Origin of the sequence: Candidatus Acidulodesulfobacterium acidiphilum, from assembly GCA_008534395.1 — a bacterium.
Taxonomy (GTDB): domain Bacteria; phylum SZUA-79; class SZUA-79; order Acidulodesulfobacterales; family Acidulodesulfobacteraceae; genus Acidulodesulfobacterium_A; species Acidulodesulfobacterium_A acidiphilum.
On the sequence record SHMQ01000049.1, the window covers coordinates 1 to 11,597 of the forward strand.

At 33.7% G+C, this 11,597-nt stretch carries 10 protein-coding genes and 2 tRNA genes; 4 read left to right on the forward strand and 8 right to left on the reverse strand.

The features are described 5' to 3' along the window. Positions 1 to 3: 3 nt before the first annotated feature. Both EVJ48_09770 and EVJ48_09775 read left to right on the forward strand, forming a co-directional pair. A tRNA-Lys gene (locus EVJ48_09770) sits at positions 4 to 79 on the forward strand. Positions 80 to 183: 104 nt separating this feature from the next. Continuing rightward, positions 184 to 1,716: a sensor domain-containing diguanylate cyclase gene (locus EVJ48_09775; GenBank protein RZV36907.1), complete on the forward strand. Its 1,533-nt coding sequence runs from the start codon at positions 184 to 186 to the stop codon at positions 1,714 to 1,716. Positions 1,717 to 1,772: 56 nt separating this feature from the next. Here the strand turns inward: EVJ48_09775 and EVJ48_09780 are convergent, their stop codons facing one another. The 8 genes from EVJ48_09780 to EVJ48_09815 form a co-directional block, all read right to left on the reverse strand. Further along, complete coding sequence (locus tag EVJ48_09780) at positions 1,773 to 2,126, reverse strand: hypothetical protein (GenBank protein RZV36908.1); 354 nt, start codon at positions 2,124 to 2,126, stop codon at positions 1,773 to 1,775. 67 nt (positions 2,127 to 2,193) lie between these two features. Beyond that, positions 2,194 to 2,997 (reverse strand): 3-methyl-2-oxobutanoate hydroxymethyltransferase, encoded by an 804-nt coding sequence (gene panB / locus EVJ48_09785; GenBank protein RZV36909.1) that lies wholly within the window; start codon positions 2,995 to 2,997, stop codon positions 2,194 to 2,196. 9 nt (positions 2,998 to 3,006) lie between these two features. Then, on the reverse strand, positions 3,007 to 3,948 hold the full coding sequence (locus EVJ48_09790) for a bifunctional enoyl-CoA hydratase/phosphate acetyltransferase (GenBank protein RZV36910.1): 942 nt from the start codon (positions 3,946 to 3,948) through the stop codon (positions 3,007 to 3,009). A gap of 13 nt (positions 3,949 to 3,961) precedes the next feature. Next, positions 3,962 to 4,291 carry a hypothetical protein gene (locus EVJ48_09795; protein ID RZV36911.1) on the reverse strand — a complete coding sequence of 110 codons (330 nt, stop codon included), beginning with the start codon at positions 4,289 to 4,291 and terminating at the stop codon, positions 3,962 to 3,964. 190 nt (positions 4,292 to 4,481) lie between these two features. Then, the gene (locus EVJ48_09800; GenBank protein RZV36912.1) at positions 4,482 to 4,994 is read right to left on the reverse strand and encodes a rubrerythrin family protein; all 513 of its coding nucleotides are present in this window, start codon (positions 4,992 to 4,994) and stop codon (positions 4,482 to 4,484) included. A gap of 26 nt (positions 4,995 to 5,020) precedes the next feature. After that, a complete protein-coding gene (locus EVJ48_09805) occupies positions 5,021 to 7,054 on the reverse strand; it encodes a DUF3857 domain-containing protein (GenBank protein ID RZV36913.1) in 2,034 nt (677 codons plus the stop codon). Between the two features lie 70 nt (positions 7,055 to 7,124). Then, positions 7,125 to 8,273 (reverse strand): TIGR02757 family protein, encoded by a 1,149-nt coding sequence (locus EVJ48_09810; GenBank protein ID RZV36914.1) that lies wholly within the window; start codon positions 8,271 to 8,273, stop codon positions 7,125 to 7,127. Positions 8,274 to 8,428: 155 nt separating this feature from the next. Next, the gene (locus tag EVJ48_09815) at positions 8,429 to 9,670 is read right to left on the reverse strand and encodes an FprA family A-type flavoprotein (protein RZV36915.1); all 1,242 of its coding nucleotides are present in this window, start codon (positions 9,668 to 9,670) and stop codon (positions 8,429 to 8,431) included. Positions 9,671 to 9,855: 185 nt separating this feature from the next. Here EVJ48_09815 and hemW point away from each other — a divergent pair, with 185 nt between their 5' ends. Further along, the gene (hemW, locus tag EVJ48_09820) at positions 9,856 to 11,088 is read left to right on the forward strand and encodes a radical SAM family heme chaperone HemW (GenBank protein ID RZV36916.1); all 1,233 of its coding nucleotides are present in this window, start codon (positions 9,856 to 9,858) and stop codon (positions 11,086 to 11,088) included. Between the two features lie 151 nt (positions 11,089 to 11,239). After that, a tRNA-Ser gene (locus tag EVJ48_09825) sits at positions 11,240 to 11,328 on the forward strand. Positions 11,329 to 11,597 lie beyond the last annotated feature (269 nt).

Sequence of the window (11,597 nt, forward strand, 5' to 3'; positions counted from 1 at the left end):
AAAGAGCCGCTAGCTCAGCAGGTAGAGCACCTGACTTTTAATCAGGTGGTCGTGGGTTCGACTCCCGCGCGGCTCACCACATAAAACTGTAGTAAATAAAGTATTTTACGACATTTCTTCAGGCATAAATGATAGCTAATACTGTCTATAAGTATTGCAAAATGTAATAATTATCGAGATATTATGGGTATATTAAATATAAAGCCTTTATCCCGTATCTCTAAAATCATATTTACCGGTTTACTTATTCTGATTTTATATTCAATTATTGCCTCGTTAGTTTATGTGATTTTACAAAGTGAAATCGACCTTTACGTTAAAAAATCTACCGATCTTGCGCTTTATACTACTAAACTTTCTACCGATTTAAATGATCTGATTATCGAGTCTGCTTCAATTATAAAATATTCTAAGTTAAACGATAAAAACAAGCTCAAAACATCCTTAATTAAGGCTAAAGTCTTAATGTCCTTAACGGATAAAGATTTTAAAATTGTAAAACATTATATAAAAACTTCACGGATTGGAACAAAAACTATTTTACCTTACGTAAATAAATCATATTTTAATTATATCAACCTTATAAGGCCGATAATAAAGAGAATTATAAAATATCACAGCTTAATTTCAAAAAAAATATTTCTTACGCCGATAGAACTTGCCCTTTATAAAGATTCCCCCGTTTTTTCGCCGTTTGCCATAAAGGCAGTTGATAAAACAATAAAGCGTGAAAGAATAATACGAAACTATGTTAATCTGATTTATTTAACAGGTTCCTTATTGATATTTGCGTCCATACTTTTTTTTATCTTTTATTCAAAAAGAAAAACTAAGGAAATAGAAATTCTTTATACAAAATTTAATTTAATATTCGACAATATATACGATCTTGCTTACGTGACGGAATTTACCGGCGATGCCGTCCCAAAACACTTCATAGAGGTAAATGACATGGCATTAAGAAAACTTGGCTATTCTAAAAATGAATTTTTAAAATTAAGCCATCTAAATATTATTAATGCAACCAATGAAGATATATTAAATATGATGAAACTTTTGTTCGAAAAAGGCACGATGACTTATACCACCGAAATTAAAACAAAAGACGGAAGGATAATACCTTTTGAAGTTACCAGCCGCATTTATAAAAATAAAAATCAATACCCTATAGGGGTATGTATTGCAAGAGATATAACGGACAGGGTTGAATTGGAAAAAAAACTCAAAAAATTATCCGAAGTAGATCCTTTAACCGGAGCATACAATAGAAATAAATATAAAGAGATTATCGGAAAAGAAATCGATAGGGCAAAAAGATATAAATATCCTCTTTCCGTCATAATGATCGACGTAGATTTTTTTAAAGCAATAAACGATAAATACGGACATGTAACCGGCGACGAGGTATTGAAAGATATCGTTTCTCTTATAACAGGAAACATAAGAAGCGGGGATTATTTAATACGATGGGGTGGAGAGGAGTTTTTGGTAATAGCGCCTTACGCTTCTTTAAATAATGCCTACTTGCTATCCGAAAAATTGAGGATTCAGGCAGAATTACATTATTTTTCGTATAAAGGTATACGGATTACTTTAAGTTCCGGCATTGCGGAACTTATGGAAAACGAAAACGAAACTTCATTTATAAAAAGAGCCGATAATGCACTTTATAAAGCCAAAAATAGCGGAAGAAATAAAAGCGTAATTTCTCAATAGAAATTAATTCATTAAATAGACTGAAATTATTAATTAATATTTAAAAAGCTAAAAAATTAATTTTCGTTTCTTTTAGAAGTATTGTGCTCAATATCCATTAATACTAAAATTAATTCCGCATAGGCCCATAACAATAAAAATATAACTATCGTTACTATTATGCCGCCGATCAATGAGAAAAAGAACGATGATAAAGCCGAACCTATATTAAATCCGCCTCTTCCAAACATCTCCGACATTTTTCCCGCCTGATCTGCCCACACAAAGGACATTATAAAAGTACCAATTAATCCGACTACCAAATAAACAAAGGCTGCTATTTTTAATATAAAAGCTATAAGAGAAAGTGCGGGGTATTTTGAGTCATTATTTAGAGTGCCTCTAAACTTAAAGTAGGATAGATAATTCATAAAATATTTCACCTCGTTTTAAAAATAATAGTCTTAAATTTTTATATTTATATTTTTTTATTTGTGTTTATTTTTGTCTATAGATATTTTCTTCCGCCGGAAAAGAACCATCTTTAACTTCCTTGCCGTATGTTTTTAAGGCTTCGATTATTATAGGGCGGGATTCCGCAAATTTTTTAACGAATTTAGGAGGTTTTTGAGCTAACATTCCTACCGCATCGTAAAATACCAGCACCTGTCCGTCGGTATATTTTCCGGCTCCTATTCCTATAGTAGGAATATTTATGCTTTTTTTTACGCTTACCGCGGCGTCTTCAGGCATTGCCTCCAACACTATCATAAATGCGCCTGCGTCTTCGAGAGCCTTAGCGTCTTCGACAAGCTTATCGATTTGCGAACTTATTTTACCTTGGACTTTATAACCGCCCATAACATTAATAAATTGCGGCATAAGACCTATATGTCCTATTACGGGAATACCGCTTTCGGTCAGTTTTTTAACGGTGACGGTTATATTAGCGCCGCCTTCCATTTTAACGGCGTTTGCTCCGCTTTCTTTTAGTATTCTGCCGGCATTAATCAAAGCCTGCTCGGAGTTTACCTGATAAGACATAAAAGGCATATCGCATGCTAAAAAAGTATTTTTTAAACCTGCCCTTACTATTTTAGTATGGTAAATCATCTCGTCCAACGTAACGCTTATCGTATTATCTTTTCCTTGAACGGTAGTTGCAAGCGAATCGCCTACCAATACTATATCGACTCCCGCCTCTTCCGCTATTCCGGCTTGAACGTAATCATAAGCGGTAATCATTACGATTTTTTCGCCGTTTAATTTCATTTTAATAAAATCTTCGGTCCCTTTTTGCATTTTATATTCTTATATCCATGATTTATATTCTAAAAATTTAGAATAGTTTTCGGAAACTATAGAAGCAAACGCCGCCGAATAAAGTCTCGCTTCGGCGTTATCCGCCCTGGATGTAAGCACCACCGGCACTTTAAGCCCCGTTACTATTCCTGCCACTTTAGCTCCTGCAAGATATTCTAAATCTTTAAAAAGTATGTTGCCGGATTCTATATTTGGAACCAATATTATATCGGCATCGCCGGATACCTCGCTTTTGATTCCTTTTTCTTCCGCCGCTTTTTTTGAAATAACGTTATCGAAAGCCAGAGGTCCGTCAACAATGCCGCCCGTAATTTGACCCCTCTGCGCCATCTTGGAAATAATTGCAGCATCCATAGTAGAAGCTATCTTAGGGTTAACGGTTTCCACCGCCGAAAGTATTGCCGCCTTAGGATGTTTGACGCCGATTATTTTGCAGATATCGATGGCGTTTTGAAGTATCTGCGCTTTTTGAACTATATCGGGATTAATATTAATAGCCGCATCGGTTATAAAGATTAATTTCTTATAAGTTTTTATTTCCATGCAAAATATATGGGAAATAAACCTGTTAGTCCTTAATCCGCTTTCCATGCGGATAAGCTGATGCATTAATATATCCGTATGGATATGTCCCTTTATTATAACGTCGGCTTTTTTATCGTAGGCTAATTTAACGGCAATAACAGACGCATCGACATCATTGTCCGTGCCGATTATTTCAAAATCATTCGCAGAAATATTTTTTTCTTTTTTTTTAAGGATGGAAATTATTTTATTTTTGTTGCCTATAAGTATTGGGATTATAATACCCTTTTTATAAGCTAAAATTATCCCTTCAACGACGAAATCGTCTTCGGCAACTACTACTGCAGCTCTTTTAGCTTTAAACGATTTCGCAGATATTATTAAATCGTCTAATTTTTTTTGCATTTAAAATATCGTTCTAAACGATTTTACTCAATACGTTTCCGGTTTGATTGGTTCCTATAGTAACAGTCTGTCCATTGTTATTATACTGATTCTGATTTGCGGCATTACCGTTGCCCGCAGATTGAAGACTCTGGATATTTTGATTAAGGTTCGCAGTAGTTTGATTTAGCGCATTTACCAAACCTTGATTCAAAGTGTTGACCGTTTTTAGAGTTAATGCGGCAGTTTTATCTGCAACGTCGTTAGGGCCGGAAATATTCTGATATTGTCCTTTATTGGCATTTGTTTGATTGCTTTGAAATAGTTGGGATGCCGTAGGATTTGCATTAATTCCCTGAACCATTTTAATTACCCCCTTTTTTTTATAATATTTACTCGATTAATACATAAATAATATATATATTTTATAATACCACAAAAAATTCTATTGTCAAATTTTATAGTAAATTTACTGGCATAAGATTAACTCCAACCATTAATATGATATATAATTTACTATGCGGTTTATTTATGCAATATTCCGGTTTTATTTTTTATGCGCTGAATTTAATATATTTATCTTTACGGCACCCGCAAACAGGGCATTTGTCCGGAGCTTCCTGTCCCACGTGGGTATGTCCGCATACAGGACATATGTAAACCGTTTCTCCGTCAAAATCTTTACCTGCGTCAAAAAGTTCTTTAGCTTTTTTATAAATATCCCTGTGAATTTTTTCCGCCTCTAAAGCATAGTGAGTTGAGAGCTGGGCTTCCTTCTCATTTTGAAACTTAGCAGTTTCGTTAAAAACCGGATACATCTCTTCTATTTCATAATTCTCTCCGTTATATGCGGCTAAAATGTTTTCACCGCTTTTTTTAATACCTCCGAGAGCCCTTAAATGATTTTTTGCATGAATCAGTTCCGCTCTGGCTATCGCCCTGAATATGTTGGCTAACCTTGGTTTTCCCTCTTTTTCCGCCTCTTCCGAAAAAATCATATATTTAACATGCGCCTGGCTTTCTCCTGCAAAAGCCGCTTTTAAATCTTCTTCCGTCATGCTTCTCATAATTAAATCTCCTTAAATATGGATAATTAATAAAAATAAACGTTAGAAACCGCGATAAAGTAATTTTTAATATACTGCATATACAGCCTGATAATTTTTCTATATATCTTATATTCTTCGGTCGAAACCGTCGGTTTTTTGGATTCAAATTTATATGAGCAAATTAATTCCGCTTTGTTATTTAAGAATTTACATCCCGAATATGCAGAACTTGAATTCTCCTTTAGTTTTAATTCCTTAGGCATATAGTATATATAAGATTTCGCCGGAAGTTTAATTACAATTAAGCCTTTATGTTCAAAAGGATATCCTATTATTAAATTATACCGCCTTTTTCTTTTTAAAACAAGGCCGAGCAATCCCGAATCGACCGGCAATACTGAATGAAACAATAATTTGTCTTCTTTTTTTGTTCCATAGTTCTTATCTTTAATTTTAATTATTAATTTCAAATTTTTATTTATATTTCTTAAATTCTTAAAGTTAAAACCTTTAATCTGCGCTCCAGGTAAAAAATTATATAAAGAATTATAAACTTTAATTGTTTTTTCGTAACGATTTATATTTTTTAGCGAAGATCTTTCATAATTAGAATAAACCCCTTTATACTTGACTGATACCGTTCCGCTTAGCGTCCCGTTTTTGTTTATTTTTCCTTTAAACAAAAATATTTTTTCGTTTTGGTTCGGTTTTTCGGAAGGAGTTTTAATAAATTTAAATTTATTATGACCTAAAATTGCAATGCCTTTTCTGCCGGACAACTCGAAAGGAATATCGAAAGCTTTATAAGAGGATGAATCGGGATACAGGTAACGGCGGACATAGCGTCCGTTTTCTTTAAAAGTCAAACCTACCAAAACCGAATCAAACTGCTTAGGCGAAATTGTTCTCTTATTAAAATCTGCCGTATTTAAAGACGCGATTAATACGGGGTAAGCGTTTATTTTTGCCGTTTTCAGCATAGCTATAAGCAGAGCCGCCAAAGATTTAGCATCGCCGTAACCGTCGTTAAAAACAACCGGGGCATCAACCGGACTATAACCGTTTATTCCGTAACCGATCCCTGCATACCTGAAAGTTTTGACAAACTTATCGTATATAGCTGACGCTTCTTTTCTTTCTTCTATAATACCGCCGTTATATTTGCTTTTATATTTTTTAATTGCGGGTTCAACGAACTTTGCTATTTTTTTATCCGGCTTTTCGGCTTTTTCAAACATTGCGTTTATTTTATTCAAAAGAATCCGCCATGACGTATAAGTAGATAAGGCTATATAACTCCTTAAATTTTTTTCAGGAGGCATATTGGATTCTTTTTTTATAGCGGGAACATTATTTGCGGAAATGCTTAATTCAGTCAATTTTTTATTCTTAAGCAAAACGGTTTTTCTTAATAAATAAGATTTTTTTATATTATGAAGATACAGATTAAGCTTAAAACCCGAAGGATAAAAGAGCAAAAAATTATTTTTTTTAACCGGAATACCGTAAGAAAAATAGTTCGTATAAAAAACGCCGTTTTTAATAAGGGGTTTAAAATTATTTATTTCATAAGAAAAGTTTATTACGGCATCGTCTTCTACCGCCGGCATAGAAAGAGTCAGATATTTTATATCCGAGTAAGCAGGATAATTAACCGCAAAACCCGGAGATACAATATTAACGGCATGTTTTCCTATAGGAATTTTAAACATTCCGTTAAGCAGAGTATAGGCGTATAAAAATTTAATTTTTTGATATTTCGTCGAAAAGGGTATAACGACTTCAGAATATTTATTTATACCTCTTTGAGAAAGTATTTTTAAAGACTCCGTAACATGCTCGCGCAATTCGTAATTTTTATTAAGTTTTAATACGACGTCTTTTTTTATTATATATGCTCCGTATTTTTTGTATAATTTTTCAATGTTTTTCCCATTAATTTTTTTAACTGCAACGGACTTCTTATTTAAAGTTTTATGAGAAAAGGCAGGGCGCGTATTTGTTATATTCAAAAATGCAGTAAAAAATACCGCTATAAACATAAAAAACAAAACATATTTTAATTTCTTATTTTTCATCGATGGCAATCCTTTTTTAATTTAAAAATTTAATTGGGTTAGTAAGCATATATATTGTATAGATATAAAATCAGTCTTTAAAATTACAAATCGCATAAATACCGCATTTATCGCAATCCAACCTATTTCCGCCTTTTTTGCATATATCCAATATTCCCAGCCTTGTAATAGCAAAATCGTATTTAGTAGGATCGTGGTAATCCAATTTCTTAAGATTTTCCGTTATTTCTTCCGCCATTTTAAAAGACGGATTTTTCCGTTTGGTTAAACCTATATACTTGCTTATCCTGCCTATATGCGTATCTACCGGCATAATTAGCTGATAAGGCTGAATGCCGTTATTCCAGATACCGAAATCAAGATTGTCCGAATTTCTGACCATCCATCTTAAATATAAATTTATCCTTTTACACGGGCTGTTATCTTTTGGCGACGTAAAGAAAAAACGAACCATGGAATTTTCGGGAAGATTTTTTGTTCCGTAAATTGACGAAAAATCGGCAATACGCAAAGCTCTTTCGCAAAAACTTTCGATAGCTTTTTTTAAATTTATATCGGACGGACTATATCCTATAAGGAAAAAATTTTCTATAGAACCGTATTGCCGTATTATTTTGCTTAAAATTAAAAACAATGCGGCGATATCTTTTTCTTTTATAAAGCGGTAATAAAAACCTTTAAAAAATTTTAATCCGTCTTTCACATTAAAATTGAAAGTAAATTCGTAAAATTTATGGCCTGTTATACCGTCTATTTTATCCAATATTTTAAGAATCTGCGGGACACCGCCGAAAGCAAATCCTGCCGCTATAAAACCGGCTATTTCTATATCTTTAGCGTCATCGAATTTATGGACGAATCCAAGAGGGTCGGAATAAAGATATGACTCTTCGAACTTGAAATACAAGTCTTCAAGACATTCTTTCAATTTTAGTATGTTGCCGTCTTTATTAAACGATTCGACCTTGCTTATAATTCCGTTTTCATAAACAAAAGTTTTACCGTCCGAAAGAGACCAGCAGTCGCCCTCCTCGAAAGGAAAAGGAACGTTCATTCCCCTTCCTATAAAAACATCCTCTCCGTTTATTTTTGTATAAAAATTAAAATCGTTATCTTCCCAGATTAAAGACCTTCCGCCGTCTTCTGCAACTTCTGCAGATTCGCCTCTTTTGCCGCCGGATAACGGTAAAAATTTATCTGTCTCTTTATGATAACCCATTATAATTAACCTATTTTATCTTATTTGACCTATTTTTAATATTTTTTTATTGATATAAATAATTTTTCATTTTTATATTCTTTATTATTTTAAAAATAAAAACAGAAAAATTATAAATATATTGGCGTACGGGTAATATATAATACAATAAAATACTATGAATCCTGCGTTATTTTATATGCAAAATCCATTCCGAATTTTTCGCATTTAACCAAATCTTCCTCAAATGGCGTCATTTGAATTTTTAAGCCTTCCTGCGCTATAACAAATCTCAAGCTTTTCAAAATATCCTGTATCATTTGAACCGCTTCACCGCTCCATCCATAACATCCGAATACCGCCGCTTTTTTATTTTTAACGTTAAGCATAACTAAGGAAGATATCATGTCGAATATAGGTTTTGGAGGTTTAGCGTTAAGCGTAGGCGAACCAACTATTACTGCATCCGCTTTTTCAATTTCATCGACTACGTAATCAGAGTTGCGGTCGACTAAATTTATTAAATCTACTTCCGTAAGTCCGTCTATAGCCGCTCCTTTAGCGATGTGTTTTGCCATTTCTTCGGTATTTCCGTAAGCAGAAGCATAAACTATTACAATCTTTTTCAGAGTAGAATCAGAATTATTCGGTTTACTTGCTTCGATGTACCAGTCTATATATTTTTTTAAATTTTCCCTCAATACCGGACCGTGTGACGGCGCAATAATATTTATATCTAAGTTTTTAATTTTCTCTATCGCGCTCAAAGAATAATTTTTGAACGGTCTCATTATATGGGTAAAATAAAATTTAAAATCCTCAAAAGCCTCTTCTTTGTTAGTTATTAAATCGTTAAAAATATTGGCATCGCAATAATGGGCTCCGAAAAAATCGCAGGGAAAAAGTATTTTATCTTCTTTAAGATAGGTAAACATAGTATCCGGCCAGTGCAGAAACGGAGCGCTTATAAACTGCAGGGTTTTGCCGCCCAAATCTAAGGAATCGCCGTCGCCTACGGTAATATTATTATAATCTTTTTTTATAATATGCTGTACGAAATGATGAGCGTTTTTTGAATAAACAAGCGTAGCGTCTTTGGCGATTTCTTTAATTATGTGAAGCGCGCCGGAATGGTCCGGTTCGGTATGATTAATGATTATATAATTTATTTTAGAAATATCGGTAACCGAGTTTAACTTATTTATAAGCTGGTCTTTAGTATTCAGTTTTACGGTATCTATCAGGGCGGATTTTTCGCTTCCCTGAATGAAATAAGAATTATAGCTTGTTCCGTTAGCGGTGGGTACGACAATGTCGAATACCCTAAGATCCGGATCAAATGCTCCGGTATAATATACTCCGTCCTTTATTTTTACCGCTTTTTGAGATAAAATATTTTTGTTAACATTATTATCCATAGATTTAAACCTCCAGTTTAAATGTTAATGGATTTATAAAGGCCATAGGCTTATGCGGTCTATATAAATTCAATTTAATATTTACAAATTACGTTTTAAATATTATATCATATATAATAATAAATTTTAAGGATATACGGGCACAAATTTAACCATAAATAATTTATATTATATAGCGTAAATCAATGAGTGAATTGAGCTTATATATTCATATACCGCTCTGCAAGAGCAAATGCAATTACTGTAATTTTTATTCTATACCTTTAGTTAAATTAAAAAAAACTTATAGCTTAAACTTCACCGAACTTTATCGGGAATTTTTAATAAAAGAAATAGGGCTAAACGTAAAAAAATATCATTTGGAAAATGCCCGCATAAAAAGCATATATTTCGGCGGAGGCACTCCTTCCGTTATGCCATCCGTTTTTTTTAGCGGTTTAATGGAATTTATGGGAAAAAACTTCAAAATTACAGGCGATGCGGAAATAACAACGGAAATAAATCCGGAAAGCTGCGATTTAGAAAAATTATACGAATTGAAGATGCTCGGATTCAACAGGCTTTCTATAGGAGCGCAGAGTTTCGACGACGGCGTATTGAAAACCGCCGGAAGAATTCATAATAAAAAAGATATATACCGCGCCGTTAATAACGCCAAAAAAGCAGGATTCAGCAATATTTCGCTCGATTTAATAATAGGACTTCCCGGACAGACGAAAAATATATTTTTAGACGATATTAATAATATTTTAGACATTTCCCCCGAACATATATCGGCCTATATGCTGTCTATCGAAGAAGGAAGCTTATTTTATAAAATTTATAACGATAAAAACAGTTTTCCTGCCCATAAATCGCCCGAATTTATAGACGAAGAAAAAATAACGGATTATTATATAATATTATGCGAAATATTAAACAAACAATTTTACGGACATTATGAAATATCCAACTTTGCCAAAAACGGATATGAAAGCAGGCATAATATAAACTACTGGAACAGGGGCGAATATTTGGGATTAGGGCCTTCTGCTTCATCTTTTTTAAAACTTGAAAACGGTAAAGAAATTCGAAAAACGAATGTTCCGGATTTAGAAAAATATATTCGGAATATTTCAAGAGATAATTGCAAAGAAGAAAGTAGCCGGATTAAAAAGCGGAATAGCGGACAAAATAAAAACGACGGAGATTTTGCAGAAATCCTTACGGAAAACGATAAAATAAACGAGGAGATATTTCTGTCGCTTAGAACGTCTTCCGGAATTGACGAAAAAATACTTAGAGAATTAGCAGGGAACGAAATTATAGATAGATTTATAAAAGAAGGACTTATGCAAAATTTTAAAGACAATATTTCGCTTACTATAAGAGGAATGCTTTTATCTTCGGAAATATTCGCACGTATTATGATGGTTTAGCAAAAACGCACGCATGATTAATTCGTAATAATTCGCTAAGGCCAATTACAAAAAGGATTACCGGCCCACGCATGTAAATCATTCGTATGCCGCAAGTTTTATATTGCAATAATAGAAATCAATATTTATAATATAATAATAAACTCTATAAGGAGAGATGGCCGAGCGGTTTAAGGCGGCGGTCTTGAAAACCGTTGATGCTTAAAACATCCGGGGGTTCGAATCCCTCTCTCTCCGCCATAAATAAACGCTATTTCTTATACAGTCATTTAATTCAATACAGGCCATAGGATTCGAACACCCGGAGCGCGTAGCGCATTAGGGGGTTCGTCGCTTTTAGCGTCCGAAGGACGCTCATCCCTCTCTCTCCGCCATAAATAAACGCTATTTCTTATACAGTCATTTAATTCAATACAGGCCATAGGATTCGAACACCCGGAGCGCGTAGCGCATTAGGGGGTTCGTCGCTTTTAGCGTCCGAAGGACGCTCATCCCTCTCTCTCCGCCAT